This is a genomic window from Candidatus Melainabacteria bacterium RIFOXYA2_FULL_32_9, from assembly GCA_001784615.1.
Taxonomy (GTDB): Bacteria; Cyanobacteriota; Vampirovibrionia; order Gastranaerophilales; family UBA9579; genus UBA9579.
The window spans coordinates 1-13,190 of record MFRQ01000026.1; the positions used below are offsets into that span (position 1 = coordinate 1).

Here is a 13,190-nt window from a genome sequence, read left to right on the forward strand (position 1 = left end):
TATTGTAAGGATAGCTATGATAAGGATTTCCCTCAAAAAATGTTTTTAACAAAACAGCTTCTAAGAAACCAGTTTTTTTAAAAAACTGGTTTCTTAGAGGTAAATGTTTACAATATATTATATGAAACTTTGTGTAACAAGCCTCAAATGTGAATTTTGACTTACTTTTTTTTCTGATTTTAGTTCGCTGAGTCTTTCAAGAACATATGGGATATTTGCTGAGTTTGGTTTTATTTCCATATATTTTTTGTAGAATCTTATTGCTTCATTTTTGGCCTGCATTTTATCGTAAGAGACTGCTATACCTAAATAAGCTCTTACAAAGTCAGGGTTTATTCTCAATAGGTCTTTAAATATTTCAACAGCAATATTTAACATGCCAAGCCTAATATATAGACTGCCTAAATTATTGTATGCTGCTATATAAGATGGTCTGTCATTAATAATTTTTTGGTAAACCTTTATTGCCATATCCAGCTCATTGCATGATTCGTGTACTACAGCGAGTTGAAATTGAGCTTCTATATAATTAGGATCAATTTTTATTGCTTTATGTAATTCTTTTTGAGCTTTTGAAAGTTTATTAACCTGATAGTAGCAATATCCAAGTTCATGTCTGATAGTTTTATCAAATGGTGCAAGTTTTTTTGCTTTCTCAAATGACTCTATGGCACTTTGCGTATACCCTACTTGCTTATAGGATAAACCTAAGCCTTTATAAGCCTCATAATTTGATTCGTCATAAGTGAGCGCTTTTAAATATTCATCTATTGATTCCCAAAAATAATTTTTAATTCTTAGTGCATCAGCTTTAACGCAATGGTCATATGCAGATGAATTTTGAGGGCTTTCTATTTTATTTATTAACCCTTGTAGTTTATTTTCATTAAAATTACTGTTTAAAAAACCCATGACCTCTAATCCCCTAAATACTCTTCCCCATGAATATTTTTTAGATAATTAAGCTTTAATATGCAAAGATTACCTAGTCTTATTTTAGTTTTTATCATTAAAAAATGAATCGACCAGCTGATTTAAATTACTGATTGCATGGTCTATTTTATGTTACAATATAATTGATCGTGCTACACGGGGAGCTAGCGATACCCTGAACCTGCAATCGCTATAGCAGGGTGGACAGCCTATCGTGAGGCTTGATCAGTTACGGTCGGCGGTCTTGTATGATCGATGAAAATTGGGTCTGATGCGGCGAAAGCTGGTGAACCTTGTCAGGGCGGGAACGCAGCAGCAATAAGCCAAAACTTTCGGGTGTTGTCAGAGTGCTCGGTTGGAGGTCATATAAATCGTACCACGTAACTGGTTCTGTCGATGGTGGGGCACGATCATTTATTTATAAAATATGGCAATTATATAAATATTGAATTGAGTATGAAGCACGAAAATCTAGTCAAAATTTATCACCATGATACAGATTGCTATAATGTCGTATGGCATGGAGCTTATCTTAAGTGGTTTGAAATAGGAAGAGTCGATTTTTCACAGCTTGTAGGCATTGATTTTAAAGCTTTGGATGAAATGGGGATTTTGCTTCCTGTTGTCGATCTACACTGTAGATATAAATCTCCTGCAAGGTTAATGGACGAGATTTTGATTACTACAGAATTGAAAGAGCTAAGAACGGCTAGTGTTTCATTTAGTCATACAATAACAAACACAAAAACAGGTAATGTAATTCTTAATGCTGTATCTACAATAGTTACAACTGATATAAACGGTAAATTATTAAGAAAAATGCCTGAATATCTATACGAAAAGTACAGTAGTGCTACAACTAAAACTGATAGCATTAAATTAAGTCTGCTTGATTCAAAGAATACAGTGATGACTTAAATTTGGTAATGAATATTACCAAAGATATAATAAGGTTTTAAATAATTCTGAAAACAAGGTTTTAAGTTCAAAGTAATGGTTGTTATGACAAAGAAAAAAGAAATAATTGAGGAATTTAGAAAAAAAGGGTATAGAATTACACCTCAAAGGGAGCAGATATTAGAACTTTTTCTTGAATTACCTGAAGGAGATCATTTAAGTGCTGAAGAGTTACAGACAATTCTTCAGGATGGTGATGTTAGTATTAGTCTTGCTACTTTGTACAGAACTCTTAATTTTCTTTCTGAAAATGGGTTTTTGAGAGAGCTTGATTTTGGCGAAGACCATAAGCATTATGAGATTACCACTAATCAGTATCACCACCATTTAATTTGCAATAAGTGCGGTGTAACTATTGAGTTTAACAATAATAAAGTAATTAATCTGGCAAAAAATGTTGCTGAGGAGCAAAATAACTTTAAGGTGCTTGATTATCAGCTTAAAATATTTGGTTTATGCCAGAATTGTCAAAATTCTATTTAAGAGCCTATCGGACAAATAAATTATTGCTGTTATTGCGAACCTTTCAGCAGGGATATTTTATAAAATTTATCTTGTGAAGCAATCTCTAAGCATCATTTTTTGAATTCTCGGATAAGCTCTAAATATTGAAAAAAGTTTGTAATAACTTTCTTATACGTTTTTCAGTTTTTTTTATGAAACATAATTCTGATTGCAGGAAAATGTTATAACCTTCATAATTGCCACTGCAAATTTCTTTTCTTTGGTTCTCCAGTAATGTTGTAAGTTCCTGTTCTAACTTATGAGTTAGTGTTTTTCTGTCGAGATTATCGCATTTTAAAATAATTGGTTTTCCAACTTCTACAAATATTTCCGGCCTGTCTTCTCTTATAAAGTTATATCTGTGCGCGATTGGAATTAAGTTTACTTTATCGAGCTTTTTGCATATATATGATACTCCGCTGGCCATTTCTATTGGTCTGTAATCAGGTGGCATTACCTTGCCTTGAGGAAATATCCAAACAGTGTTATCTGGATTTTCTAATACTTCAGCGGAGTAATTAAGCGCTTTTATTGCTGATTGTGGTGAATCTTTTTCTACTGAAAACGCTCCAATTTTTGATAATAGGGGTAAACGATGTAATTCTTCTATCATCATATGCATCTTTGTCTTAAATTTTTTTCTGCATAGTAAATATCCAAGTTGTCCATCCCACCAGCAGTTATGGCTTGCAAACATAATATTTCCACAGCTTGTGTCTCTTAAATTATAATTCTCTATATTCTTTACTTTTATAGAGTAAAAATTCTTATTAAGCATTCTTGAAAATATATGATCGGAAACTGATAGACAAAAGGGATTAAAACTAGTTTTAATAGCTGGTCCAGAATTTTGGATTTTTTGAGCAGTATTAATTCCCACTGCTTCAGTGCTTTTCATAACTCTCTAACTCATTTTCTCTCATTGACTTATAAATTATTATATTTTAGGTTTTGTTTTTTTAAATTCCCTTTATGTTTAAGGTTTATATTCAGGAAAAGAATTACCCCAGGCAACTAAGAATCTATCCAAGAATAAAATTTCCTTATATCATCACGAGGTGCTTCGCACTGTCATTAGTCATCAATCATAGTCTTACTAAGATTAATGAATTTTAAAAAGGTGACACAGTCACCTGACGTGGTGATCTTGCCAATTTTGAATAATAGCTATTAATTGTAAAATGGATGGATTGCCACAGATTCCTTCGGGATCTTCGCAATGACAGTTGTACATTTTTTGTTTCCTGGATAGGTTCTAAAGGGTTCATTACTTGTTGTAGATAACAAAAGATATCCTATACACTGTATAAGATATCTCATTTGCGATTTAATATAATGAATATGTAATCGAACTTAGTTAATTATATAAAGGATCTTGACCCTTTCCATTAGGGAGAATTATGTTTCTTAAGACTTTTGATTCTCTTAGTTCATCAAGAGCTTTATTTATGTCATGGAGTTCATATTTATTTGCTATCAATTTATCGAGTTTGATTTTACCATTTTTAACTAAATCAATGATTTTAGGGTAATCACTTGGTGAGCAACCTATAGAACCTATTATTTCTTGCTCAAAGAACATGATTTTTGCCGGGTTTATTGTGATGTTTTGGTTGGTATATCCAATAATACACAGTTTTCCTGCTAATCCTAATGATTTGTAAGCAGTTTCTATGGTTTCTGCTTTTCCTATAACCTCAAATGCTACATCAACCGGTCCACCATTTTGTTTTAAAAAGTCTTTTAGTTCTATTTCATTAGGATTAACGATGTATTTGGCTCCTAATTCTTTTGCTATATCTAATTTTTTATTGTCAATATCGCAGGCTATTACTTCTGCTCCAATCATAGCTGCTATTTGAACTACATTTATACCAACACCTCCACAGCCAATAACTAATATTCTATCTGTTGGTTTTACTTTGGCCCGGTTTACTACAGCATGATATGGGGTTGATATTGCATCTGCTATTATACAGCCTTCTTCTAGTGGTATTTCATCAGGCATTGGAATTACATCTTTAGCTGGAACTTTAATATACTGGGCATAAGCTCCATCTATCGAATTACCAAGCATCAGCATTTTTTTGCATATATTTTCTCTTCCTGTCTGGCATGGTTCACAATTTCCGCAGGTGAATACTGCCGGAAGCAGAACCCTATCCCCAGTTTTAAAATCAGGACTATTTGATTTTTCTACAATTCCGCTGGCTTCATGTCCTAATATCATTGGAGGTTTTTTAAAAGTAGGCACTCCATGATCTAGATAATGCAGATCTGTATGACATACTCCGCATGCTACTACCTTAACCAAAACTTCATTATCATTGATTGTTGGAGTTGGTATTTCTTCTATTGCTAATGGTTTATTGGGTTCTTTGAATATTGCAGCTTGCATTGTTTGTTCCTTCTGATTTATCTGGATTATAGTTATATGTTGCGATCATATCCTTTAGGTAAAAAGCGTCTTCCATTACTCTTGATAATTCTGTCAGAAGTCCTAAAGTTCCTCTGACCCCAAAATTTGGCCAGGGTATAAAGTTATACTGATTAAAGAAATTAAATCCTGCTAATGATAAATGAGGGATTTTATGTCCAATACATAAAGGTTTATCGTGTATAGCTCCTATTGCAAAATCAACCTGGGCTTCTTTAATAAGGTTTCCATAATCAAAATAACTGGGATTTTTTAATACTGTGAATTCTACATTACCCTCAAGTGGTTCTAATAATTCAATTGCTTCTCCCATTGCTCTGTCTGTTTCAGCTATAAGCCCTATGACTTTTGGAATAATGCCAAAATCCCAATATAAACTGCGAGCTAATGATGCTCCAAATTTGGCATGTGCTAAGATGGATGCATATTTACCGTACATTAATGTGGACATCCAGCTAAAATTGTAGTTATATTTCAATTGTTTATTAATGAGTTTTTGCTCATTTTCTAGCAAAATTTTTGCTTTTTCCACATCTCCAAACTCTTCAGCTAGTGTTAGTAGCCATTTTTCAGTGTTTGCAATGCCTATAGGTAGTGGAAGGTTTATATTTAGCGTTTCTATATTTAAATTATTGCTGTGTTTTTCAAAATTATCTAATTTTTCACCTGATAAAATATAATTTGTTCTTGAATTGGTGAATTTTTCCAGCTCTTTATAGTTTAAATTTCTTGCAAGATTAAGATTAACAGGAATTTCTGCTTCTTGCATTAGTCGGATAATTTCATCTGCATCATTTACCCAGTTTTTTGACCCGAGTAAATGTGGGGCTATGATGTTTATTCCTGATTGTGAATTTGATGGTGCCTGATTTTTAATTAGTGCAGAAAGTGCTGCATCAGTGCCATGAACAAGTCCACCTGCAAATCCGGGAGTATCTAGAGCTATTATTTTTACGCCGGTTTCCTCTTCTACCACTCTTGCTGCTGTTTGAATGTCGTCACCAACAATAGAAGTTGCATCACTTGTTAATATAAAGACGATCTCAGGGGGCCTTTTTTTTGCTATAGATTGTCCAATTGTATCCCTTAGCGTTTTAAGCAACTTATCCATGCCACCTTGTATGCAGTCTGACTCATTTAATCCTGTTGGAATTATTGGAACATAATTTCCACCTGGAATTTGATCTGATCTAAAGTGGACGGCTTCAATATTACATCCGGCTATTCCATGAAATATAATCAATGCATTTTTAATGCCTGAAGCTACGAGAGTACTTCCAATAAAGCTTCCTGGCTTCATTAAGTCCATATATGTCTGTTTAGAGTCTTTTATTTGCATATTGATTATTCACCTCTGATTATTTGGTAAATTCCCAGAAGTTACCGTGTACTCTGCCATATAAAGTAGGCTTAGTTCCTCTTTTTGCAGCAAGTATAGCTTCAATAATATTTTTTGCTAACGCTTGTGCCCCTCTAAAACCAACTCCACGCCCGGGGGAGTTGATCACTCTTCTTAAGTGTACACCTGTTTCAACTCTTGGAGTATCACAGGCATCAAGCATGCCTGATCTAGCCATCGGAAAGACGTCTTCTGTAAAATAAACGTATTGGTCTTGATCAAATCCCAAATCTTCAATTACGTGATTTATATTTATCGGTTGTTGATAAGCATAGTTACCGGCAAGAATTTGCGGATCAAATTCATCCCATAGAAAATAATTTAAATCCATTGCTTTTGCTTTTAGTTCTAGTGGGTGTAATCCAAATAAATATGGAGTCATGCCTATTTCTTTCAGCATTCTCGCTAAAGCCATAGGGCGAGCAAATGCAGTTTGTGAATTTCTACCACACTCTATTAATGCTATTTTTCCTTGAGCTAGCTTTTTAACTTCGTCATATATCGATGTGAGCTTGTCTGTTTCTTGCTTTATCAGTGTTTCTGCTTCTTCCTGCCTGTTCATAAAATCAGCAAGTTCGTTTATCCATTTTGATGTTGCTTCTATGCCTATTGGAATGGCATGTTTTAGGTATGGAGTCCCGAATTTTTCTTCCATTTTTTGAGCTAGAGGAAATCCCCAGGTTGGACAGCTGATTACGTTTACTTTTGCTTGAGGAGCTGTTTTTATGTAGTCATAGTTTCCTGATACTATGACTCTATGTAATTTCAGGTTTAGAGCTTCAATGTATCTGACTAATTCCGTGGCATCATCAGGATATTTTCCACGTTTTTGCATTCTTTTTACGCAGAAATTCTCTTTATATTGCCCAAGAATGTTTACCGAATCTTTAAGAATTGTATCTGGTGTTTCCATCAGGTTTGCGTATTTAACAGAGCATTCTTCTATTGCTTTTCCAAGTGGTGGTGCTGTAAAACCTGCTGCTGGAATATAATTAATCTTTGCCTTACAGTCTTTTTGTGCAGTATTAATTGCCAATTCTATATCATCTGCAATTAGTGCAGTGGAACAGGTGTCAAAAACGCATATGTGTTCTGGGTTATAATCTCTGTCAACCTCTATTAATGTTTTTATTAGAGATTCGTTTCCTCCTGATATAACTGCATTTTCATCTATATTTGTGCAGGGCATATATAAAAATGGGTTTCCATAATATAAGGAATAATCTGTGGAAGTAAAATTTCTTACTGCCCAACCGCAATTAGAAGGGCCATGGATTACTGCGACTGCATTATTTATCATAGCGTAACTTGTGACAGACATTATAAGCTTACACCATAAGCCTTCATAACCTGGGAATTTATCTTTTATATCGCAATTTGATCCTAAAGGTGGAGTTTCATTATATAATTCTGAAACTTTTACCCATCTGTATCCTGCTTTTGCCAATTTTGATTGTTTTGTTTCTGAAAACATCTTATTATACTTCTATTATTTTGTATTTCTTAACATAACAGTTTTAAATCATTAATTCAGAATTAGAATATTTTTTCATTAATTCTAGTAATTTATGTTTTGATAAAGCGTTTGGTATTATTCTATTTTCATTATTTAAAATTTTATTAGCGAGCTCAAAATAATTTTGTGCTTGTTTTGATTCAGGATAAGCTTCAATAACAGTTTTCCCTAAAAGTTCTGACCTTTGAACATAATCTGATCTGGGTATATGATGAATTAATGGTACATTTATTAATCCTGCAAATTCTTCTATTATATCTTTTTCTTGATGTACGTTTCTTAGATTACTTATTATGCCTGCTACTCTGGATTTTAATCCTTGCTCGGCAAAGAGTTGAATGCTTGCAGCAATATTATTAGCTGCAAAAAGCGCCATATACTCTCCACTGGTTACTATATAGACTTCCTCCGCATATCCCTGTCTAATAGGTTGGGCAAAACCACCACAAACTATGTCTCCCAGTACATCATAAACAGCAATATCGATATTTAGCTTTTCAAGAATTTTATACTGCTCAATTAAATTTAAAGCAACAAGAACCCCTCTTCCTGCACAACCCTGCCCGGGTATTGGGCCTCCTGATTCAATACATAAAATGTCATTAAACCCTTTATATACAGCTTTATAAAATGATTCTTCTGAATTTCCATATTCTCTGACTATTTCTGAAATAGTTGATATGAAATCCCCGTTCATTAAAGTATTTACAGAATCAGCCTTTGGGTCGCAGCCAATCTGTGCAGGATGCAAATTTAGTTGACTAAATGATGCAGTTAAGTTACTTGATAGCGTAGATTTACCTATTCCGCCTTTTCCATAAATTGCTATTTGCCTGATAGTTTTATTCATCATTATTTCCAGCTGTAATTACTATTAAATAATAGTAAAAAATACTATTTAGTTCAATATTGTACCAGATAATTTAACAAATAAAAAAGATCGGATAAGTCCGATCTTAAGTCAAAAACAGTTTATGAGTGAGAGTGGAATATGCACATTCTTAATATAATCTAAAGTTCGCAGTTCGATATATTCCCCATTTAGTTATTTAGTCAGGGTATTCATGTTTAATAGCCCTGTTTACCATGGCTAATTCTTTGCAATAAAAAACACCTCCTTTAGTAGGAGGTGTAATATTAAAGTAAATAAAAGAATTAACGTTTTGAGAATTGGAAGCGCTTTCTTGCACGCTTACGACCATATTTCTTACGCTCTTTAACTCTTGCATCTCTTGTTAAGAGCCCTTCTGGTCTTAAAATACCTTTAGTTTCAGGATTTTGTTGTAATAATGCTCTTGATATGCCATGCCTTATTGCACCAGCTTGTGCACTAACGCCACCACCAACAACTTTTATTTGAACATCAAAATTTGCCTCGTTTTGTGTTAAAACAAGTGGTTGGTAAACCATCATTTCAAGGGTCGCACGATTACCGAAATAATCTTTTATTGTTCTATTATTGATAAAAACTCTACCTTTTCCTGGAACTAACCTTATACGTGCTATAGCGCATTTTCTACGTCCAACTCCAGTAGCTACTACTTCTGGCATTATTTATTAACCTCCACATTGTACTCGATTGGCTGTTGGGCTTGATGAGGATGTTCAGCTCCTGCATATATTTTTAATTTCTGAAATTGCTGTTCTCCTAGCGTATTATGTGGTAACATACCACGAATAGCCTTTTCTAACGCTCTTGTTGGATGCTTTTGCATCATATCTTTGAAGCTTATTGAGCGAAGACCTGAAGGATAACCTGTATGATGATGATAAATCTTATCTGTTTCTTTTTTGCCTGAAACTGAAATTTTGTCTGCATTAACAATAATCACAAAATCACCTGTGTCTATATGTGGTGTATATTGTGGTTTATGTTTACCTCTTAAGATATTAGCAACTGCTGACGCTAAACGACCCAATGTTTGGTTTGTAGCATCAATTAAATACCATTTTGCTTCAACTTCATGAGGCTTTGCTGAATATGTTTTCATTATAAATGGTCTCCATATTAAAATAGTCGGATAAATTATATTTTTTTTCGTAATATACTGACATTAATGTTAAGCCCTCTGGTCTTGCAGTCGGGCCTGCTTTAGTTCTGTCTTTTGCATTAAGAACTTCAAGCATATATTCTGCTGGAAAAATCCCTTTTCCAATATTTATTAATGTTCCTACTATGATTCTTACCATATTATATAAGAATCTGTTTGCAATAATATCTATATAGATAACACCTGCCTCTGAACTACACTCTGCATATATCACAGTACAATCAGTGACCGGATTACTACTATTTGTAGTCTTAAAGCTGCTGAAATCATGGTTTCCAAGCAAGAAGCTTAATGCCTTATTTATCTCATTTATATTGAGTTCTTGCCTTATGTTAAGTACTTCTTTTTGCCATACGGATCTTTGGGGTTTATTATTAATTGTGTATCTATACCATCTGGCTGTAGCACTTTTTTGGCTGTGGAAATCACGATTTAGTTCTTTAATTATACTAACGCTTATATCACTTGGTAATATAGCGTTTAAGGAGTTCATAAATCTATAGGTATTAAGTTGGTATGGTAAATCAAAATGAACTACTTGTCCTTTAGCATGAACACCAGTATCTGTTCTTCCAGAGAAAATAACTTTTATCTCTTGTTTTGTTAAAACAGATACAGCCGATTCAAGTTCTGATTGAACAGTTTTTTGCTTAGGCTGTTTTTGACTACCAGCGTACAAACTGCCATTATATTCTACAACCATAGCATATCTGAAGAATTGATTGTCTTCAGAATCTATGTTATTTGTAGTTTTTAGCAGTTCATTATTACGCATATTACCTTTTCCAGATTTATACTAGTTGAATTAATGCCATTTCTGCTGCATCACCACGTCTTGGCGGTAATCTGTAAATTCTTGTATAACCACCATTTCTTTCAGCATAATTTGGGCCAATTTTTGAGAACAGTTTTTGTACTACTGTTTCTTTGCTTAATTTCTCACCACATTCACATTTTTCATCTTTATGCTCTTTTGTGGAATATGCTTTTTCACACTTAGCACAGGTAAGATTTTCGGTTGATAAATCATAAACTAACTTTATAGCCTGTCTTCTTGCGTGAAGATCACCTCTTTTACCCAGAGTGATAATGTGTTCTGCATATTCTTTTAATGCTTTAGCTTTAGCCATTGTTGTTTTTATTTCTCCATACATGAACAATGAGGTTGCTAAAGTTCTTAAAAGCGCTTTTCTTTGGTCTTGTGGTCTTCCTAATTGATGTATTTTACGTTGATGTCTCATTTTTATTTACCCTTTTGTTCAACTCAAATATTATTTGCCTTCTTCACCAGTTGGTTCTGGGTTAGGGGCAAGCTTAAGACCAAATGCACTGAGTTTTTCTATTACTTCATCAGAGGACTTTTTACCAAAGTTCTTAATATTTAATAAATCGTTTTCTGATTTTTGTAATAAATCACTAAGTGAGTTGATGCTTGCTCTCTTTAAGCAGTTATATGCTCTTACAGAGAGTTCTAATTCTTCAATACCAATGGTTGGAGTTGTTGTTTCTGGTTTTGGCTCTACCGGGGCTTGTGGAGCGCCCACCATTGTTGTTTGACCTGTTAATGATGCTATTGGTAAGAAGTGCTCAATTAGTAAATTTGCTGCTTGACTTAAGGCAGTATTTACATCTATGCTGCCATTTGTCCAAATTTCTAATATTAATTTGTCATAGTCTGTAATTTGTCCTACACGTGTATTTTCAACAGTGTAGCTTACTTTTCTTACTGGCATAAAAGCTGCATCTATTGGTAGCATATCTACAGCCATGCCGTTTCTATTTTCTTTCAGTACTTCTGTTGTTACGTAGCCTTTACCTGTTTCAATTACTATATCAGCATTGAGGCTGCCGCCTTCTGCAATTGTGCAGATTAACCAATCCGGATTAATTATTTTGACTCCGGCTGGTAATTGTATCTCGCTTGCTAAAACAGGCCCTGGTTCTGTTATCTCTAATCTTAAATGTTGAGGTTCTTTGCTTTCTGTTTTAACTACTAGACCCTTTAGATTTAGTATTATATCGATAACGTCTTCTACTACACCTGGAATAGAAGTATATTCATGAGTAACGCCTTCTATTCTTACAGATGTTACAGCAGCACCTTCTAAACTGGATAATAAAACTCTTCTTAGTGAATTTCCAATTGTTGTACCATATCCACGCTCTAATGGCTCAATTGCAAATTTACCGTAAATTGAACCATCTGAGTCAGTTGTTGTGTTCACGCATCTTATTTTTAAATCCATAACCGGTATTATTTCCTCCTAGATCTTACGTTAATTATTTGGAATAGTATTCAATAATTAAGTGTTCTTTAATATTTGGGCTCAGATCTTCTCTTTCAGGTAAGGATTCAATTCTTACTTTTAGGGCATCTTTATCTACACTGAGCCATTTTGGTTGAGGTGTTACTGTTTGAACCTCAATGATGTCTTTTATAGTTTTTTGGCTTTTTGCTTTAACAGCTATTTCGTCGCTTGGTTTTAATCTGTATGATGGAATATCAACTAATTTTCCATTTATCAGGAAATGTCTGTGTCTAATTAGCTGTCTTGCTTGTTTACGGCTTGAAACCAAGCCTGATTGGTATAATACATTATCAAATCTTGATTCGAGAATCTGTAATAATATAGTACCTGTAACACCAGTTTTACGTTCAGCTTGTTCAAAGTATTTAGCAAACTGTTTTTCAAGCACTAAATATGTATTACGTACTTTTTGCTTTTCTCTTAAATGCAAAGCATATTCTGATGGTTTTTTTCTTGCTTGTCCGTGTTGCCCTGGCGGATATGCACGTTTAGCAACAGAACACTTATTAGTATAGCAACGCTCTCCTTTTAGAAAAAGCTTTTGCTCTTCTGTTCTACATTTTTTACATACCGGTCCTGTATACCTAGCCAATTTGTGGCCTCCTTTGTTCGTTTTACTCTACAATTATTATACTCTTCTTTTCTTTGGAGGACGACATCCGTTGTGAGGTATTGGAGTAACGTCCTTAATCAAGGTAATTTCCAGTCCAGCACTTTGAATAGCTCTAATAGCTGTTTCTCTACCTGAACCAGGTCCACTAACATAAATTTCTGTTGTTTTCATACCTTGTTCCATTGATTTCTTTGCAACAGTTTCTGCCGCGGATTGTGCTGCAAAGGGGGTGCCTTTTCTTGCACCTTTAAAACCTGACGTGCCAGCGCTTGCCCAGGCTATCGCATTCCCGAGCATATCTGTTGATGTTACGATTGTGTTATTAAATGTTGATTGAATGTGAACTTTTCCTTGTACCACATTCTTTTTTTCTTTTTTCTTTGTTTTTACCTTTGGTTTAGCCATAACTGCTTTTTATCTCCTTATGATTTATTTTTTCTTTGATACTGGTCCAGATTTTTTGCCACGTCT

At 34.0% G+C, this 13,190-nt stretch carries 15 protein-coding genes and 1 other RNA gene; 3 read left to right on the plus strand and 13 right to left on the minus strand.

The window, feature by feature from the left end; all coding sequences use genetic code 11:
* Nucleotides 1-117: 117 nt before the first annotated feature.
* A complete protein-coding gene (locus tag A2255_05905) occupies nucleotides 118-912 on the minus strand; it encodes a hypothetical protein (GenBank protein ID OGI22816.1) in 795 nt (264 codons plus the stop codon).
* 168 nt (nucleotides 913-1,080) lie between these two features.
* Here A2255_05905 and ffs point away from each other — a divergent pair.
* The 3 genes from ffs to A2255_05920 all read left to right on the plus strand — a co-directional run bounded on the left by ffs (nucleotide 1,081) and on the right by A2255_05920 (nucleotide 2,373).
* Nucleotides 1,081-1,343, plus strand: an RNA gene (ffs, locus tag A2255_05910) — signal recognition particle sRNA large type.
* The gene (locus tag A2255_05915) at nucleotides 1,330-1,851 is read left to right on the plus strand and encodes a hypothetical protein (protein ID OGI22817.1); all 522 of its coding nucleotides are present in this window, start codon (nucleotides 1,330-1,332) and stop codon (nucleotides 1,849-1,851) included. Before ffs ends, A2255_05915 begins: the two co-directional genes overlap by 14 nt.
* A gap of 75 nt (nucleotides 1,852-1,926) precedes the next feature.
* Complete coding sequence (locus A2255_05920) at nucleotides 1,927-2,373, plus strand: hypothetical protein (GenBank protein OGI22818.1); 447 nt, start codon at nucleotides 1,927-1,929, stop codon at nucleotides 2,371-2,373.
* Between the two features lie 118 nt (nucleotides 2,374-2,491).
* Here A2255_05920 and A2255_05925 read toward each other — a convergent pair whose 3' ends face one another.
* From A2255_05925 to A2255_05980, 12 genes are all read right to left on the minus strand, one after another.
* The gene (locus A2255_05925) at nucleotides 2,492-3,292 is read right to left on the minus strand and encodes a hypothetical protein (protein OGI22819.1); all 801 of its coding nucleotides are present in this window, start codon (nucleotides 3,290-3,292) and stop codon (nucleotides 2,492-2,494) included.
* Between the two features lie 459 nt (nucleotides 3,293-3,751).
* Nucleotides 3,752-4,792, minus strand: coding sequence for a hypothetical protein (locus A2255_05930; GenBank protein OGI22820.1), 1,041 nt, complete (start codon nucleotides 4,790-4,792; stop codon nucleotides 3,752-3,754).
* On the minus strand, nucleotides 4,761-6,170 hold the full coding sequence (locus tag A2255_05935; GenBank protein ID OGI22821.1) for a hypothetical protein: 1,410 nt from the start codon (nucleotides 6,168-6,170) through the stop codon (nucleotides 4,761-4,763). Before A2255_05935 ends, A2255_05930 begins: the two co-directional genes overlap by 32 nt.
* Before the next feature lie 19 nt (nucleotides 6,171-6,189).
* Entirely contained in the window at nucleotides 6,190-7,704 is a 1,515-nt protein-coding gene (locus A2255_05940; protein OGI22822.1) for a hypothetical protein, read from the minus strand.
* Between the two features lie 43 nt (nucleotides 7,705-7,747).
* Nucleotides 7,748-8,599: a hypothetical protein gene (locus tag A2255_05945; protein ID OGI22823.1), complete on the minus strand. Its 852-nt coding sequence runs from the start codon at nucleotides 8,597-8,599 to the stop codon at nucleotides 7,748-7,750.
* 302 nt (nucleotides 8,600-8,901) lie between these two features.
* Complete coding sequence (locus A2255_05950; GenBank protein OGI22824.1) at nucleotides 8,902-9,297, minus strand: 30S ribosomal protein S9; 396 nt, start codon at nucleotides 9,295-9,297, stop codon at nucleotides 8,902-8,904.
* Entirely contained in the window at nucleotides 9,297-9,737 is a 441-nt protein-coding gene (locus A2255_05955) for a 50S ribosomal protein L13 (GenBank protein OGI22825.1), read from the minus strand. Before A2255_05955 ends, A2255_05950 begins: the two co-directional genes overlap by 1 nt.
* The gene (locus A2255_05960; protein ID OGI22833.1) at nucleotides 9,709-10,500 is read right to left on the minus strand and encodes a tRNA pseudouridine(38-40) synthase TruA; all 792 of its coding nucleotides are present in this window, start codon (nucleotides 10,498-10,500) and stop codon (nucleotides 9,709-9,711) included. The genes A2255_05955 and A2255_05960 overlap by 29 nt, the downstream gene beginning before the upstream one ends.
* 88 nt (nucleotides 10,501-10,588) lie before the next feature.
* The gene (locus A2255_05965; protein OGI22826.1) at nucleotides 10,589-11,038 is read right to left on the minus strand and encodes a 50S ribosomal protein L17; all 450 of its coding nucleotides are present in this window, start codon (nucleotides 11,036-11,038) and stop codon (nucleotides 10,589-10,591) included.
* A gap of 30 nt (nucleotides 11,039-11,068) precedes the next feature.
* Nucleotides 11,069-12,043 carry a DNA-directed RNA polymerase subunit alpha gene (locus tag A2255_05970; protein ID OGI22827.1) on the minus strand — a complete coding sequence of 325 codons (975 nt, stop codon included), beginning with the start codon at nucleotides 12,041-12,043 and terminating at the stop codon, nucleotides 11,069-11,071.
* A gap of 34 nt (nucleotides 12,044-12,077) precedes the next feature.
* Complete coding sequence (locus A2255_05975) at nucleotides 12,078-12,698, minus strand: 30S ribosomal protein S4 (GenBank protein ID OGI22828.1); 621 nt, start codon at nucleotides 12,696-12,698, stop codon at nucleotides 12,078-12,080.
* A 36-nt stretch (nucleotides 12,699-12,734) separates the two neighbouring features.
* Nucleotides 12,735-13,124, minus strand: a complete 390-nt coding sequence (locus tag A2255_05980) for a 30S ribosomal protein S11 (protein OGI22829.1) — start codon at nucleotides 13,122-13,124, stop codon at nucleotides 12,735-12,737.
* Nucleotides 13,125-13,190: the final 66 nt, after the last annotated feature.

Bases quoted from the DNA above. Each gene is read 5' to 3' on its own strand.
- A2255_05970 (OGI22827.1), bottom strand. From the start codon at position 12,043: ATGGATTTAAAAATAAGATGCGTGAACACAACAACTGACTCAGATGGT.
- A2255_05925 (OGI22819.1), bottom strand. From the start codon at position 3,292: ATGAAAAGCACTGAAGCAGTGGGAATTAATACTGCTCAAAAAATCCAA.
- A2255_05930 (OGI22820.1), bottom strand. From the start codon at position 4,792: ATGCAAGCTGCAATATTCAAAGAACCCAATAAACCATTAGCAATAGAA.
- A2255_05965 (OGI22826.1), bottom strand. From the start codon at position 11,038: ATGAGACATCAACGTAAAATACATCAATTAGGAAGACCACAAGACCAA.
- A2255_05955 (OGI22825.1), bottom strand. From the start codon at position 9,737: ATGAAAACATATTCAGCAAAGCCTCATGAAGTTGAAGCAAAATGGTAT.
- A2255_05935 (OGI22821.1), bottom strand. From the start codon at position 6,170: ATGCAAATAAAAGACTCTAAACAGACATATATGGACTTAATGAAGCCA.
- A2255_05950 (OGI22824.1), bottom strand. From the start codon at position 9,297: ATGCCAGAAGTAGTAGCTACTGGAGTTGGACGTAGAAAATGCGCTATA.
- A2255_05940 (OGI22822.1), bottom strand. From the start codon at position 7,704: ATGTTTTCAGAAACAAAACAATCAAAATTGGCAAAAGCAGGATACAGA.
- A2255_05920 (OGI22818.1), top strand. From the start codon at position 1,927: ATGGTTGTTATGACAAAGAAAAAAGAAATAATTGAGGAATTTAGAAAA.
- A2255_05980 (OGI22829.1), bottom strand. From the start codon at position 13,124: ATGGCTAAACCAAAGGTAAAAACAAAGAAAAAAGAAAAAAAGAATGTG.
- A2255_05905 (OGI22816.1), bottom strand. From the start codon at position 912: ATGGGTTTTTTAAACAGTAATTTTAATGAAAATAAACTACAAGGGTTA.
- A2255_05945 (OGI22823.1), bottom strand. From the start codon at position 8,599: ATGATGAATAAAACTATCAGGCAAATAGCAATTTATGGAAAAGGCGGA.
- A2255_05960 (OGI22833.1), bottom strand. From the start codon at position 10,500: ATGGTTGTAGAATATAATGGCAGTTTGTACGCTGGTAGTCAAAAACAG.
- A2255_05915 (OGI22817.1), top strand. From the start codon at position 1,330: ATGGTGGGGCACGATCATTTATTTATAAAATATGGCAATTATATAAAT.